The organism is Rothia mucilaginosa (assembly GCF_964211445.1).
In the GTDB taxonomy this organism is placed as follows: Bacteria; Actinomycetota; Actinomycetes; order Actinomycetales; family Micrococcaceae; genus Rothia; species Rothia mucilaginosa_E.
The window spans coordinates 1-13,744 of sequence record NZ_CAXOQT010000020.1 but is presented as its reverse complement, the minus strand read 5'-3'; the positions used below and the strand labels follow the sequence as shown (position 1 = coordinate 13,744).

12 protein-coding genes, 2 pseudogenes and 1 riboswitch are annotated in these 13,744 nt (G+C 62.6%); of the genes and pseudogenes, 9 read left to right on the top strand and 5 right to left on the bottom strand.

Annotated elements, in window-relative coordinates:
* Position 1: 1 nt before the first annotated feature.
* Together AB8E48_RS06120 and AB8E48_RS06115 are read right to left on the bottom strand one after the other, a co-directional pair.
* Entirely contained in the window at positions 2-862 is an 861-nt protein-coding gene (locus AB8E48_RS06120) for an ABC transporter permease (protein WP_368886108.1), read from the bottom strand.
* Positions 859-1,845 carry an ABC transporter ATP-binding protein gene (locus tag AB8E48_RS06115; protein WP_368886107.1) on the bottom strand — a complete coding sequence of 329 codons (987 nt, stop codon included), beginning with the start codon at positions 1,843-1,845 and terminating at the stop codon, positions 859-861. The genes AB8E48_RS06120 and AB8E48_RS06115 overlap by 4 nt, the downstream gene beginning before the upstream one ends.
* Before the next feature lie 342 nt (positions 1,846-2,187).
* Positions 2,188-2,300, top strand: a riboswitch (SAM riboswitch).
* Positions 2,301-2,405: 105 nt separating this feature from the next.
* Between AB8E48_RS06115 and AB8E48_RS06110 the strand changes: the two genes are divergently transcribed.
* The 3 genes from AB8E48_RS06110 to AB8E48_RS06100 all read left to right on the top strand — a co-directional run bounded on the left by AB8E48_RS06110 (position 2,406) and on the right by AB8E48_RS06100 (position 5,974).
* Positions 2,406-3,752 (top strand): bifunctional o-acetylhomoserine/o-acetylserine sulfhydrylase, encoded by a 1,347-nt coding sequence (locus AB8E48_RS06110; protein ID WP_368886106.1) that lies wholly within the window; start codon positions 2,406-2,408, stop codon positions 3,750-3,752.
* A 189-nt stretch (positions 3,753-3,941) separates the two neighbouring features.
* Positions 3,942-5,270 (top strand): homoserine O-acetyltransferase MetX, encoded by a 1,329-nt coding sequence (gene metX, locus AB8E48_RS06105; protein ID WP_368886105.1) that lies wholly within the window; start codon positions 3,942-3,944, stop codon positions 5,268-5,270.
* A 353-nt stretch (positions 5,271-5,623) separates the two neighbouring features.
* Entirely contained in the window at positions 5,624-5,974 is a 351-nt protein-coding gene (locus AB8E48_RS06100; protein ID WP_012903963.1) for a MerR family transcriptional regulator, read from the top strand.
* 131 nt (positions 5,975-6,105) lie between these two features.
* Here AB8E48_RS06100 and AB8E48_RS06095 read toward each other — a convergent pair whose 3' ends face one another.
* Positions 6,106-6,921 carry a MerR family transcriptional regulator gene (locus AB8E48_RS06095; RefSeq protein ID WP_368886104.1) on the bottom strand — a complete coding sequence of 272 codons (816 nt, stop codon included), beginning with the start codon at positions 6,919-6,921 and terminating at the stop codon, positions 6,106-6,108.
* A 95-nt stretch (positions 6,922-7,016) separates the two neighbouring features.
* On the opposite strand from AB8E48_RS06095, the gene AB8E48_RS06090 reads away from it, so the two are divergent.
* Complete coding sequence (locus AB8E48_RS06090) at positions 7,017-7,769, top strand: alpha/beta hydrolase (protein ID WP_368886103.1); 753 nt, start codon at positions 7,017-7,019, stop codon at positions 7,767-7,769.
* Between the two features lie 139 nt (positions 7,770-7,908).
* Here AB8E48_RS06090 and AB8E48_RS06085 read toward each other — a convergent pair.
* A pseudogene (locus AB8E48_RS06085) lies at positions 7,909-8,215 on the bottom strand (histidine kinase dimerization/phospho-acceptor domain-containing protein); the annotation flags it as partial.
* Between AB8E48_RS06085 and AB8E48_RS06080 the strand changes: the two are divergent.
* The 4 genes and pseudogenes from AB8E48_RS06080 to AB8E48_RS06065 form a co-directional block, all read left to right on the top strand.
* Positions 8,177-8,635 (top strand): annotated as a pseudogene (locus AB8E48_RS06080) (response regulator transcription factor); the annotation flags it as partial. The pseudogenes AB8E48_RS06085 and AB8E48_RS06080 sit on opposite strands and share 39 nt — an antisense overlap.
* A 104-nt stretch (positions 8,636-8,739) precedes the next feature.
* The gene (locus AB8E48_RS06075; protein WP_005507048.1) at positions 8,740-9,066 is read left to right on the top strand and encodes a heavy-metal-associated domain-containing protein; all 327 of its coding nucleotides are present in this window, start codon (positions 8,740-8,742) and stop codon (positions 9,064-9,066) included.
* A 50-nt stretch (positions 9,067-9,116) separates the two neighbouring features.
* Positions 9,117-11,351, top strand: a complete 2,235-nt coding sequence (locus AB8E48_RS06070) for a copper-translocating P-type ATPase (RefSeq protein ID WP_439958499.1) — start codon at positions 9,117-9,119, stop codon at positions 11,349-11,351.
* 80 nt (positions 11,352-11,431) lie between these two features.
* The gene (locus AB8E48_RS06065; protein WP_368886102.1) at positions 11,432-11,587 is read left to right on the top strand and encodes a hypothetical protein; all 156 of its coding nucleotides are present in this window, start codon (positions 11,432-11,434) and stop codon (positions 11,585-11,587) included.
* A 322-nt stretch (positions 11,588-11,909) separates the two neighbouring features.
* On the opposite strand, the gene AB8E48_RS06060 is transcribed toward AB8E48_RS06065, so the two are convergent.
* Positions 11,910-12,125 carry an RNA-binding S4 domain-containing protein gene (locus AB8E48_RS06060; RefSeq protein WP_060823767.1) on the bottom strand — a complete coding sequence of 72 codons (216 nt, stop codon included), beginning with the start codon at positions 12,123-12,125 and terminating at the stop codon, positions 11,910-11,912.
* A gap of 231 nt (positions 12,126-12,356) precedes the next feature.
* Between AB8E48_RS06060 and AB8E48_RS06055 the strand changes: the two genes are divergently transcribed.
* A complete protein-coding gene (locus tag AB8E48_RS06055; RefSeq protein WP_368886101.1) occupies positions 12,357-13,736 on the top strand; it encodes a glycine--tRNA ligase in 1,380 nt (459 codons plus the stop codon).
* Positions 13,737-13,744 lie beyond the last annotated feature (8 nt).

Here is a 13,744-nt window from a genome sequence, read left to right as displayed (position 1 = left end):
GCTACATCGCCCCCAGGGTGCCGCGACGACGGGCGGAGGCGAGAGCCTTCCGGGCGAAGAGGAAGGCACACGCCGCCCAAGCGAGGCTCACGGCGAGCGTCTGCGCAACGGGCAGGAGCGCATCCGCCGGGGTGTTAATAGGGATACGCCCAAGCAACAGGTGCACCGGCGCCTGCAGGGGAATGAGTACGCCCGCGGCGTCCAGCCAGGCGGGCGCCTCAACCGTCGTGAAGAGAACCCCGGAAAGAATAAACACAGGCACGAGGAGCAGCTCCTCATAGGCGATAGCGTTCGGCGTCGCCACGAAGAACACCGCAATCATGAACGTGACCGACAGGCAGGCAAGCCACAGCAGGGGAACGCCCAGAACGTAACGCGGCCAGAGGACGGAAAAGTCCGTGACCTGCGGGTTGAGCGTCACGAGAGCCCAAACCGCCCACGATAGAGGCAAAGCCGCCAGGCCCACAATGGAGGCGCTCGAAACAATAGCCGCCAGCACCCGCACGGGAGAGACCGACCCCGAACACAGGTACACGAGGGTCCCGCGGAAACGCTCAAAATTGATAATGCCCGCAGACACGATGCAGACCGACCACATGCCCACAATGCCCGCGCGAGTCCACGCGAGAGTCGGGTCAACGGAATGCCCCGCGGAGCTCAGCGCCGCCGCGTGCACGGCAAGAGCCTGAAGGATGACCGAGCCGAGCACCGTGCTGATGAGCAGCTGAATAAAGTACGGAACCGTCAGGAATTGCCGCAGGCTAAAGCTCATCAGCCGCAGCTGGCGGGCGCATTCCTGCCGCAGATCGTACTGCCAATCCTGCCGCTGGGCCTCTTCCGGACGCCGCGTCTTCGCGTTCATCGCTTGAGCCCCTCCGCCATTGCCAGGTATGCCTCTTCCAGGGTTGCCGGGCGCGTGTACGGTTCGGTACGTGCCCCAATGTTCGCGGCGGCAAGCCCCTCCGCCAGGATGCGGTGTGCCTCGCCCGCCTCGAACGTGGCGCGCTCGCCGTGCCAGTAGAGGGTCAGCTCCCAGCCGGAGCCACGCGGAGCAAAAAGTACTGTCGCCCGGTCACCGAGGAAGCTACGCAGCGCATCGAGACCCTCTGTGGCGGTGGCTTCAACCTGCACCACGGTCGTGGCGGCAATACCGGCGTGCGCGGCAACGTCTTCGAGGCTACCGCTCACAGCAACGGAGCCGGCGCCTAACACGGTGATGGTATGCGCCAAATCCTCGATTTCGCCCAGCAGGTGACTTGTCAGCAGAACGGCGGTGCCGTCCTCCGCGAGGGAACGGATCAGCGCGCGCACGGTCAGGGCGATATCGGGGTCGAGCCCGTTGGTCGGTTCATCCAGCAGGAGCAGGGAGGGGGAACCGAGCAACGCCCTGGCGATGTGTAGGCGCTGCTTCATGCCGCGAGAAAACTCCTGGACGGGCCGCGTCGCAGCGTCGGAGAGCTCCACGCGGGCTAGGGCATGCTCCACCTCGTGTCGTCGAGCTCGCCCGGAAACCCCCGCAACATCGGCGAAGAACAGCAGGTTATCGCGGGCACTGGCGCGCGGGTAGAAACCGCTATCCCCGCCGAGTGCGAGGCCCACGTGACGGCGCGCTCGCTGCGGGTGAGCGATGGCGTCGATACCGTTCACGGTGAGGGCGCCGCTGGTAGGAGTGAGCAGGGTCGAGCACATTTGCACAGTTGTCGTTTTGCCCGCGCCATTGGGGCCGAGGAGGGCGTGAATCTCACCGGAGCTGATGCGAAGGGACACACGGTCGACGGCGGTAAAAGCGTTTTCACCTTTGCCAAAGACGCGGCTGAGCTGCGCGGCGTCAAGAACAAGAGACATGGTAGGTAACCTTCGGGTATGGCCCTCTGGCCCCTATACCGGAGGGAAGCTGGGCAGGATAAACGGTGTAGTGCGCCGCGCCCTGCGCGAATGTATGTGTAGTCAGTGTTGTAGTCTCAGTGTACCGAAAAGCGCGGATAAAAGTGATGGGGGTTACTGTATGTGGAAGGGGGCTTTCAAACCCCTCGGTTGCCACCCGGCATTGTCGCCAACGTTTTGTTGCAGGCGGTTTTTTTGTTACGGACGTTAAAAAACGTCATCTTTGCAATGAAATGTCTTAAAGTACCCTCCACCCACAAAACTCTTGACCCCGCCCCGTGCCCTGTGACACTCTAAATAACAGGTCAAGAGCGCCAGCGACAAGCCCCAGCTAGCTGGCCGGCAACCCTCCTCCGCGGTGGGGTGCCCTGGGTGAAGACCAGGCGGCACGCACAAGCGTGACGCAAGCGCGGGACCGATGTGACCGAAAACGGTACATCAATCGTGACAGGATTATTCGACGACGATTCCTGTACCAATCGGCATGCGGCCCCCTAACTATCCCCTTAGGAGAGCCACGCATGAGCAACAACACTACCGTCCCGACTCCCGCCAACCCCGCCGGTTGGAAGTTCGAAACCCGCCAGATCCACGCGGGACAGGCACCGGATGCCGCAACGGGAGCTCGGGCACTACCCATCTACCAGACCACTTCCTTCGTCTTTGACAGCGCCGAGCAGGCAGCGAACCGTTTCGCTCTCGCCGAGCTGGGCCCCATCTACACTCGCCTCAACAACCCCACTCAGGAAGCTATCGAAAACCGTATCGCCTCCCTGGAAGGCGGCGTTGGCGCGCTGCTGCTGGCATCCGGTCAGGCAGCTATCACCTACGCAATCCTGAACATTGCCGGTGCTGGTGACCACGTGGTCGCCTCGCCCTCCGTGTACGGCGGCACCTACAACCTGCTCAAGTACACCCTCGCCGACCTCGGTATCGAAACCACCTTCGTTGAGGACCCGGACGACCTGGATGCATGGCGCGCCGCAGTCCGCCCCAACACCAAGCTCTTCTACGGCGAGTCCGTGCCCAACCCCCGCAACGACGTGCTCGACATTGAGCCCATCGCCAAGATTGCGCACGAAAACGGTGTGCCCCTGATTGTGGACAACACCGTACCCACCCCCTACCTGCTGCGCCCCATCGAGCACGGCGCGGACGTGGTGGTCCACTCCGCCACCAAGTACCTGGGTGGCCACGGCACCTCCATCGGCGGCGTGATTGTTGACTCCGGTAACTTCGACTACGGTGCAGACCCCGAGAAGTTCCCCAAGTTCAACCAGCCCGCCCCCGGCTACCACGGCCTGGTCTACGCACGCGACCTGGGCAAGGACTCCGCATTCGGCGCGAACCTCTCCTACATTCTGAAGGCACGCGTCTCCTTGCTGCGCGACACCGGCGCCGCAATCTCCCCGACCAACGCCTTCAACATCGGCATCGGCCTGGAGACCCTCTCCCTGCGCATCGAACGCCACATCGAGAACGCCACCAAGGTCGCCCACTGGCTCGAAGCAAACCCGCAGGTCGACAAGGTTATTTGGGCTGGCGTGGAATCCTCCCCCTGGTACGAGCGTGCACAGAAGTACCTGCCCAAGGGCCCCGGCGCGGTGCTCGGCTTCACCCTCAAGGGCGCAACCCTGGAGCAGACCCGCGACTTCGTGGATGCACTGAAGCTGCACTCCAACGTGGCGAACATCGGTGACGTGCGCTCGCTCGTGATTCACCCCGCCTCCACCACCCACTCCCAGCTTTCCGCTGAAGAGCTGGAAAAGATTGGCGTGTACCCGAACTTTGTGCGCCTGGCAGTCGGTATTGAGAACATTGACGATATTCTCGCCGACCTGCAGCTGGGCTTCGACACCCTCTCCTAAACGGTGATGCAACCCGCAGGTGGACCGGAAAGACTACGGCTTTTCGGGCCACCTGCGGATTCCCCGTTACGGAGCATTTTGCGATTGAGCGGCGTTGATGCCGCCCAACCTGTTGCTTCTTCTACCCGCAGACGAGTACCCCGCTCACACCCGGCACCACCTCGCCGGCCAACCCAGTGAAGGGACCCCATGACCACCCAGAGCACTAGCCAGTCCGGCACCACCCAGCCCGGCACTATCAACCAGCCTGTCACCGCACCCATCCCTGTGGCGGGCACCCAGCGCGAGCACCCCGAAGCGCAAGGCTACCTGCGTCAGCTGAACATCGGCGACCTGGAGCTCGAATCCGGCGTAACCCTGCCGCAGGTCACCATCGGCTACGAAACCTGGGGTACTCTCAACGAGGCTGGCGATAACGCCATCCTGATTCTGCACGCGCTCACCGGTGATACGCACGTCTCCCGCGGCGTACCCACCCCGGACATGCCCGCCCCGCTGATTCGCGCTATCGAATCGGACGGCTGGTGGGAGGGCATCGTGGGCCCCGGCTCGGTTGTGGACACCAACCGCTACTTCGTGATTGCCCCCAATATTCTGGGCGGCTGCTACGGTTCCACCGGCCCGGCAAGCATCATTCCCGAGGGCTACCCGGGCGCCGGCGAGCATTGGGGTTCCCGCTTCCCGCAGGTGAGCATCCGCGACTCGGTACGTGCCGAGGCGCACCTGGCTCGTGCCCTGGGCGTGACCAGCTTCCGCTACGTGATTGGTGGTTCCCTCGGCGGCGCTCGCGCCCTGGAGTGGGCGGCAACCAACCCCGAGCTGGTGCGCGGATGCGCGGTGATTGCCTCCGGCCCTTCGGCTACTGCCGAGCAGATTTCCTGGGCTCACACCCAGAACATTGCGATTCGTTCGGACGCGAACTTCGCCGGCGGCGACTACTACAACGGTCCTGCGCCGACTGCGGGTCTTGCCCTGGCACGCCGTATTGCGCACACCACCTACCGTAGCCCCGCCGAGCTGGAGCACCGCTTCGGCCGCGAGGAAAACCGCGGCGAAAGCACCGTGGGTGGCTCTCTGGGTGAGCCGCGTGGCCGCTACGCTATCGAAAGCTACCTGGACCACCACGGTGCCAAGCTGGTTGAGCGTTTTGACGCGAACAGCTACCTGGCGGTCAACGAGGCACTGATTTCGCATGATGTGGCTCGTGGCCGCGGCACCCTGGCGCAGGCGCTGGCTCACACCGATTGCGAGTGGACGATTGCGGCGGTAAACACGGACCGCCTGTTCTTCCCGCATGAGTCGCACCGCCTGGCGGAGGCGTTGCCCACCCCGGTTACCGTGGACATTATTGAGTCGAACCACGGCCATGACGGCTTCCTGATTGAGTCGAAGCAGGTTGAGCGTATCCTGGCTCGTGCGCTGGGTGTTGAGGAGGGTTCTGTTACCCCGAGCGAGGCGCAGCGTGAGCGTGAGGCGCTGGACTCGATGACTCGTCTGTACGCTACGGCGACCCACTAGAACCGCCAGCTTTGGAGGTGTTGACCGTGCCCCTCTGGGGACTGTTTAGACCACCTACATACGGGTAAATTCCGTGCCGGCAGAGAGTGTCTTCACAGGTTCTTCCGCCCGCCGAGAATTAACCTTCACCCTAAAGGTTAGGTATGGAGACGCCGGGTGCTTGCGTAATGCGAGCATCCGGCGTTTCTTTGCATATATTTGTGGACTATTGTGCCAAGTCAGGGAATATTTTCCGGTTTTTATAGTACTTTTGAAAGCTCCGCGAGATACCGCGGAAGTAGCCTCCTGTTGCACTGGAAGGTAAAGGTTCTCGGTTTGCTTTAGACCAGCTCTAACCCCATAGCATTAACGTTGTGGTAAGTATTCAAGAGGTAGCGGAGCAGTTGGGGGTGAGCACCCACGCCCTGCGCTATTACGAAAAAGAGGGGCTCATTGCGGTGCCCCGTGATGCTCACGGAACCCGTATTTTTGATGAGGAGTCTATCTCCGCAGCACGGTTTATTGCTACCTGCCGTCAGGCCGGCATGAGTCTTGCCGACATTCGTACAATCTTGGACAACCCGGATGATCACGCCCTCTCCGTCGATGTGATGGAGCGAGCCCGCCGAAAGATTGAAAACGAGATTGCGGGGTTGCAGCAGAACCTTGAGCACCTGGATCGCCGTATTCAGGAGCACCGCAGTCACCTCGACGGCACCCGCTAGGTAACTAGTCTTCTGCAGACGCGTATAAACGCCCGGTATTCCCAACGTTGGGAATACCGGGCGTATTTTTGTGCTCAGCTGGCATGCTCGGCTATTCACCCCTAGTTACTGGGTACTCTCAGGCTGAAGGTCTATCCCCAGGTAGCTTCCTCGGGGTTGACACCGTGTGCGCGAGCATTCTCAAAGATGACCTCCCTCAGCCACTCCGCAAGCCCGGGCGCAAGCTTCTCGTAGTGCGCCTTGAAGCGGGCATCCTCAACGTAGCCGCGAGCCAGAATGGCGTGCTTGGCGGGGGTGACCTCAAAGAAGAACAGGGAGGCGCGGTGCCGCTCGGCGAGCGCGTTCGCCTCTTCGCTACCCGGCTTCACGCCGCGGTTGAACGCCTCGACGAGGGCCTGTTCCACCTCCTCAACCTGCTGTTTGCCGTTCTGCCAGTCGGCACGGTTCATCGTTGCAGTACGGCGCTGATATTCTGCCCAGTCGTCAGTTTTTCCGTAACGTTCCTGCGCCTCCTGCTGGTGAGTGAGGCTGAACCCCTCGCCCATAATTTCTGCTTTCTCAGCAGCGCTGAGCTGCTCATTTTTAGGTGCCATAGCGTCCTCCAAAAGGTGTTCGATGGTTTCAAGCATGCGCTTGTACGCGACGATTTTGCGTTGAAGCATATCCCGCTGAGCGAGTAGATGCTCGGTGCTGTTCGCTTCGTCCTGCAGTATGTTGCGAATAGCGTCAAGGCTCATGCCGGTGGCGCGGTACCCCATGATGACGGTGATTCGTTCAAGGTCTGTATCGGTGTAGTACCGGTACCCGTTGAACTCATCGTGTGCCGGGTTGAGTAGGCCTCGCTGCTCCCAGTGGTGCAGTGTGCGGACTGTTAGCCCGTGCAATGATGCCGCTTCTCCTACGGTGTATTCATGCTGCCCGTCAGGTGGTGTTCTGTTCGCGTCCATGGTTTCACTGTAGAACCTGACGTTAGGTGAGGGTCAAGCTAGCGGCGGAACCCGCGGTGCAGGTTTATTGGGGGAGTCCTCGCTAAGATGGGTTCATGAGCGAAAACAAATACGTCGTCGAATACACCCGCCCCGAGAACGAACGCGCAGGCACCCACCTGGTGCTCCTGCTGCACGGCTACGGCTCCCAGGAGCACGACCTGCTGTCCCTGGCGGCGCACCTTCCGCAGGAGGGCTTCACCTACGCCTCCATGCGCGCCCCGCAGCCGGTTGGTACTCAGTTCTCTGCGGACTCGACCGGCGCCTACATTGCCGCAGACGCTATCGGCTACCAGTGGTACCCGCTGAACCAGCAGCTCGAATCTGACCAGCGCGCCATCGAACAGGCGAGCGACTACGTGCTGGAGTGGGTGCGCGAGAACCGCGAACCGTACGCTTCGGTGACCCTGCTGGGCTTCTCGCAGGGCATGGGCATCGCAACCTCCATGGTGCGTCACGCTCCCGGCGAGTTTGCCGCCGTGGTGGGCCTGTCCGGCTACGCCGTGGACTCTGATTCGCCGTACTTCAAGGACGAGGAGCTGAAGAAGACCGAACTGCCGGTGTTCTTCGGCCGCGACCAGGAAGACCCCGTCATCCCGCAGGAGATGGTGAACTACACCTACGACTGGATCCGCAAGTACACCGACGGCATCAAGGTGCTGTACGCCGGTGCGGGCCACGGCGTGAGTGCCATGGAGATTCGCCATGTGGGCGAGTTCCTGGAGGTGAAGGTGCAGGGTAAGGAGCCGCGTATTCGTGCGCAGAAGGTTGCGGAGGCGACCGGCACCGCTGACGGTTCTGACTCCTAAAACGACATATGGAAAGCCCCCGGGTCATCAACTCGGGGGCTTTACGTTTAGCTTTGTCTCCGCATGGCTAAGCACGGTTCCGCTTGGGAAGACGGTTATCGTCCTCGTTCCTGCAGGGCTGGGTGGGTGGGACGCTATACCCTTCCTCCGCCAGGTCCAAATCGATCCGGTGTTCCTGGGCCAGGGAGACATCGTCGATGTCTTCCATCAACCGGGTTAGGCGGGCGAGTTGGTCAGCCATGATCGTGTGGGTGGCATTATTCCAGTCCACGACCCCGTCTTGGAGACCATCGAGGCAGACCGTGAGCACCGATAGGGGGGATGCCCATTTCATGGGCCAGATTAGAGAGCATCTGGCGGCGGACCTGTTCGGTGTGTTCCAGCCGGTCGGCCTTAGTGTTGAAGGCATGCGCCAGGGCGGTGACCTCGGGGCCTGCTTCGATACCCGCCAGGCGCACACCGGCACCCAGGCCGTGGACGAGGCCCGTCGCTTTTCCCCCGATGTTGTGGTGCTGGATCTGGGGCTGCCCGAACTCGACGGCCTGGAGGTGTGCCGACGGATCCGCACCTTCTCGGACTGCTACATCCTCATGCTCACCGCGCGTGGCAGCGAGGACGACAAGATCAGCGGTTTGACCCTGAGGGCTGATGACTACATCACCAAACCTTTTAGCATTCGGGAATTGGTGACCCGGGTGCATGCGGTGCTGTGCCGCCCGCGCACCAGCACCACCCCACCGCAGGTGACCACTCCCTTAATCGTTGGTGACCTCATCCTTGACCTCGTCGCCCATCAGGCGCGGGTGGGGGAGACGACCATGGAGCTCACCCGCAAGGAGTTCGAGCTACTGGTTGCCCTCGCCCTGCCCTGCGTGAGGGCCGTGCCCTCCACCTCTTGAAAATATACCCCCCGGGGGTATATGCTGGAGAGTAGCATCGCCGCATCCCACCGACCCGTAGGAGTTTTCCCATGATCACCTCCCCGCCCCGCCTCTTGCCGATGGCCTCCCACAGCTGTAGCTGTTGCGGACCTGCCTCACGTGCCGACACCGTCTCCAACCCTGCCGCCAGCGACTCGTCAGCAGGAGGGTCCTCCTCTAGCTACCAGGTCACCGGCCTTACCTGCGGGCACTGCGCGAAAAGCGTGACCCAGGCCCTTCAGGCTCTCCCCCAGGTCGACGACGTCCAGGTTGATCTCGCTGCTGGTGGTGTTTCCACCGTCACGGTCACCGGTGTCGTACCTCCGGAGATGGTTCGCCGGGCTATCGAGGCGACCGGCTACACCGTCTTATCCTGATCGATTTACCCATCATCTCGACCCCGACCGGGTTGAGCGAAAGGAACGTCATGAACACTCCCCACCATTCCGGCGATCACCATGGTGATCACCCCGCTCCAGAAACAGACCACACCCACCACCCGGATCATGCCAGCCACGAACACCACGCAGACGCCGACACCCACGGCCACGCGATGCACCACGGTCACCCGCACTCTGCCCTGGACGAAGACCACCAGGTTCATGGTCACGGCGAACACGCCGGGCACAGCACCGCAATGTTTCGGGAACGCTTCTGGTGGTCACTGATTCTGTCCATTCCCGTCGTTATTTTCAGCCCCATGGTCGCCCACCTGCTCGGCTACCCCCTCCCGGAATTCCCCGGATCCACCTGGATTCCCCCGGTACTGGACACGATCATCTTCGTCTACGGCGGAACGCCTTTCCTCAAGGGCGGATGGAAGGAACTGAAATCCCGCCAACCCGGGATGATGCTCCTGATTGCCATGGCCATCACCGTGGCGTTTGTCGCCTCCTGGGTCACCACTCTGGGGCTGGGCGGTTTTGACCTGGACTTCTGGTGGGAGCTGGCCCTGCTGGTGACCATCATGCTGCTGGGCCACTGGCTGGAGATGCGCGCTCTCGGGGGTGCATCCTCCGCGCTTGACGCGCTGGCTGCCCTGCTGCCGGATGAGGCCGAGAAAGTCATCGATGGGACCACCCGCACCGTGGACATCTCCGAGCTGGTCGTCGGCGACGTCGTGCTGGTGAGGGCCGGTGCCCGGGTGCCGGCCGACGGAACCATCATCGACGGAGCCGCCGAATTCGATGAGGGGATGATCACCGGCGAATCCCGTCCCGTCTTCCGCGACACCGGTGACAAGGTGGTCGCCGGTACCGTGGCCACCGACAACACCGTCCGCGTCCGGGTGGAGGCTACCGGCGGGGACACCGCCTTGGCCGGGATCCAACGCATGGTTGCCGACGCACAGGAGTCCTCCTCCCGGGCCCAGGCCCTGGCGGATCGGGCGGCGGCGTTGTTGTTCTGGTTTGCGCTGATCTCTGCTCTGATCACCGCGGTGGTGTGGACCACCATCGGCAGCCCGGACGATGCCGTGGTGCGCACGGTCACGGTGCTGGTCATCGCCTGCCCGCACGCCTTGGGTCTGGCGATTCCGCTGGTCATTGCGATCTCCACCGAGCGGGCCGCGAAATCCGGGGTGCTCATCAAGGACCGGATGGCGCTCGAGCGGATGCGCACCATCGACGTGGTGCTCTTCGATAAAACCGGCACCCTGACCGAGGGCGCGCACGCGGTCACCGGTGTCGCGGCAACTGTCGGCGTCACCGAGGGCGAGCTGCTGGCCCTGGCCGCCGCCGCGGAGGCCGACAGCGAGCACCCCGTGGCCCGCGCCATCGTGGCGGCCGCGGCCGCCCATCCCGAGGCCTCTCGTCGGCAAATCCGTGCAACTGGTTTCAGCGCCGCCTCCGGCAGGGGGGTCCGGGCCACTGTCGATGGCGCTGAGATCCTCGTGGGCGGGCCGAACATGCTGCGCGAGTTCAACCTCACCACCCCGGCTGAGCTCACCGACACCACCAGCGCCTGGACCGGGCGTGGGGCCGGTGTGCTCCATATTGTCCGCGACGGTCAGATTATCGGTGCGGTGGCCGTCGAGGACAAGATCCGCCCCGAATCCCGCGCCGCTGTGAAAGCCCTGCAGGACCGCGGGGTGAAGGTCGCGATGATTACCGGTGACGCGCAGCAGGTGGCCCATGCGGTTGGCCAGGACCTGGGGATTGATGAGGTCTTCGCCGAGGTCCTGCCCCAGGACAAGGACACCAAGGTCACCCAGCTACAGGAGCGTGGCCTGAGCGTGGCCATGGTCGGCGACGGTGTCAACGACGCCCCGGCCCTGGCCCGCGCCGAGGTCGGCATCGCCATCGGGGCCGGCACGGATGTGGCAATGGAATCCGCCGGAGTGGTCCTGGCCAGTGACGATCCCCGGGCAATATTGTCGATGATTGAGCTCTCGCAGGCCAGCTACCGCAAGATGATCCAGAACCTCATCTGGGCGTCCGGTTACAACATCTTGTCCGTGCCCCTGGCCGCCGGCGTGCTCGCCTCTAGCGGCATTCTGCTTCCCCCGGCTGCTGCTGCGGTGTTGATGTCGCTGTCGACGATTGTGGTGGCGCTTAACGCTCAGCTGCTACGCCGGATTGATCTGGACCCGGCCCACCTGGCTCCCACCAGTCCGAAGGAGGAACACACCACGCCTACTCCGGCATCCACCGCCGTCCACTGATTCACCACTTCTCCCACTGCCCCATATGACCCTGAAAGGCTCCACCATGAAGCGCACCCTTTCAGGGTCATATGGGGACCATGGACGAGATGGGTGGAATGGATCACGGCGTGAGCGCCATGGAGATTCGCCACGTGGGCGAGTTCCTGGAGGTGAAGGTGCAGGGTAAGGAGCCGCGTATTCGTGCGCAGAAGGTTGCGGAGGCGACCGGCACCGCTGACGGCTCCGACGCCTAAATCGACTATATGGAAAGCCCCCGGGTCTGACGACTCGGGGGCTTTACGTTTAGCCTTATTTTCCGGATGCGCCCTCAGGGTGTCAGCCGGGCGCTCTCAACCCCCACGGTCGGAGCGTGCCGGTGCACCTTCCGGAAGCGACATCAGGGTACCCTCTCGGGCGCTCTCCGCAGCGAAGCAAGGAGAGAGCGGAGCGCCCGAGAGGGTGGGTTCCCCTGTAGGAGCGTAGGAAGGTGCGCACCGGCCGCTTCCTTGGGCCGGGGGAGAGGAACGAGGGCGAGCATCGTCCCTCGCACGTAGCCCTAACCAAACAGAGAGAGGACTAGTCCTCGTGCGCGACCTTCACAGTTACGCCGTTAAAGCTGACGGTGTCGCCGGGGTGCAGCTGTTTGCCGCGTGCTTCTTCAATGTCGCCGTTGACCTTGACCAGGCCGTGCTGAATGACCTCGCGTGCCTGCGCGCCGTCCTCTACGAGGTTGGCGAGCTTGAGGAACTGGCCGAGGCGGATCATGTCGTCGCGAATAAAAATTTCTTCCATGCTTTCTAGTTTATCCCGCCGGGTGCATCCTGGCTTCCAGAGATTTGGGGGAGTGGTGGGCCGGGTGGGCATACCCAGGGGTGGGGTGGTGATGGTACCCTAGTGTCTTGCATCAAAAAGTGTGCATATTGCGCCGATGAGCGCGAATACGGGCGCCCCGTTCTGGGCCTCGCCCCTTATGAACCCGAACTCACGCACGTCACAGCCGGTGGCGGGGCAGAAGGAGTAACTATGGCTGAAAAGTCCACCCTCGATAACGTTATTGCGCTTGCGAAGCGCCGCGGCTTTGTTTTCCAGGCCGGTGAAATTTACGGCGGTTCCCGCTCCGCATGGGACTACGGCCCCCTCGGTGCAGAACTGAAGGAAAACATCCGTCAGCAGTGGTGGCAGCGTTTTGTCCGCTCCCGCGCGGACATGGTCGGCCTGGACTCCTCCGTTGTTCTGCCCCGTGCAGTGTGGGAGGCATCCGGTCACGTGGCGACCTTCACCGACCCGCTGGTTGAGTGCCTCTCCTGCCACAAGCGCCTGCGTCAGGATCACCTGCTGGAGAACTTTGAGGCGAAGAAGGGCCGCGCAGCCGAGGGTATGGAAGAGATTGCCTGCCCGAACTGTGGCACCCGCGGCGAGTGGACCGAACCGCAGAACTTCTCCGGTCTGATGAAGACCTACCTGGGCCCGGTCGACAATGAGGAGGGTCTGCACTTCCTGCGCCCCGAGACCGCTCAGGGTATTTTCGTGAACTTCAACAACGTGGTCACTGCATCCCGCAAGCGCCCGCCGTTCGGTATTGGCCAGATCGGTAAGTCGTTCCGTAACGAGATCACCCCCGGTAACTTCATCTTCCGTACTCGCGAGTTCGAGCAGATGGAAATCGAGTACTTCGTGCACCCGGACGACGCTGACAAGTACTTCAACGAGTGGGTTGAGGACTGCTGGAACTGGTTCGTTGACCTGGGCATCAACCCGGACAACATGCGCCGCTTCGACGTTCCTAAGGAAGAGCGTGCACACTACTCGGCTGGCACCATTGACGTTGAGTACCGCTTCGGCTTCCAGGGCTCCGAGTGGGGCGAGCTGATGGGCGTTGCGAACCGTACCGACTACGACCTGGGCGTGCACAACAAGCACTCCAACGCGAAGCTCGAGTACTTCGACCAGGCTACCGGCGAGCGTTACGTACCCTACGTGATTGAGCCGTCCTTCGGTCTGACCCGCTCCATGATGGCGTTCCTCGTCGACGCATACGTCGAGGACGAGGCACCCAACACCAAGGGTGGCGTGGACAAGCGCGTCGTGCTGAAGCTTGACCCGCGCCTGGCACCGGTGAAGGCTGCTGTTCTGCCGCTGTCGAAGAAGGCTGAGCTGTCTGAGCCGGCAACCAAGCTGGCGAACGAGCTGCGCGGCCTGTGGAACGTGGACTACGACGAGGCGGGCGCTATTGGTCGCCGTTACCGCCGCCAGGATGAGATCGGTACCCCGTTCTGCATTACCGTGGACTTCGATACCCTCGAGGATCAGGCTGTGACCATCCGCGAGCGTGACACCATGAACCAGGAGCGTGTGGCTCTGGATCAGGTGAAGTCCTACCTGGCTGCACGCCTGGCAGGCTAAAAATATTC

Bases quoted from the DNA above. Each gene is read 5' to 3' on its own strand.
- AB8E48_RS06120 (WP_368886108.1), bottom strand. From the start codon at position 862: ATGAACGCGAAGACGCGGCGTCCGGAAGAGGCCCAGCGGCAGGATTGG.
- AB8E48_RS06115 (WP_368886107.1), bottom strand. From the start codon at position 1,845: ATGTCTCTTGTTCTTGACGCCGCGCAGCTCAGCCGCGTCTTTGGCAAA.
- AB8E48_RS06110 (WP_368886106.1), top strand. From the start codon at position 2,406: ATGAGCAACAACACTACCGTCCCGACTCCCGCCAACCCCGCCGGTTGG.
- metX (WP_368886105.1), top strand. From the start codon at position 3,942: ATGACCACCCAGAGCACTAGCCAGTCCGGCACCACCCAGCCCGGCACT.
- AB8E48_RS06095 (WP_368886104.1), bottom strand. From the start codon at position 6,921: ATGGACGCGAACAGAACACCACCTGACGGGCAGCATGAATACACCGTA.
- AB8E48_RS06090 (WP_368886103.1), top strand. From the start codon at position 7,017: ATGAGCGAAAACAAATACGTCGTCGAATACACCCGCCCCGAGAACGAA.
- AB8E48_RS06075 (WP_005507048.1), top strand. From the start codon at position 8,740: ATGATCACCTCCCCGCCCCGCCTCTTGCCGATGGCCTCCCACAGCTGT.
- AB8E48_RS06070 (WP_439958499.1), top strand. From the start codon at position 9,117: ATGAACACTCCCCACCATTCCGGCGATCACCATGGTGATCACCCCGCT.
- AB8E48_RS06065 (WP_368886102.1), top strand. From the start codon at position 11,432: ATGGACGAGATGGGTGGAATGGATCACGGCGTGAGCGCCATGGAGATT.
- AB8E48_RS06060 (WP_060823767.1), bottom strand. From the start codon at position 12,125: ATGGAAGAAATTTTTATTCGCGACGACATGATCCGCCTCGGCCAGTTC.
- AB8E48_RS06055 (WP_368886101.1), top strand. From the start codon at position 12,357: ATGGCTGAAAAGTCCACCCTCGATAACGTTATTGCGCTTGCGAAGCGC.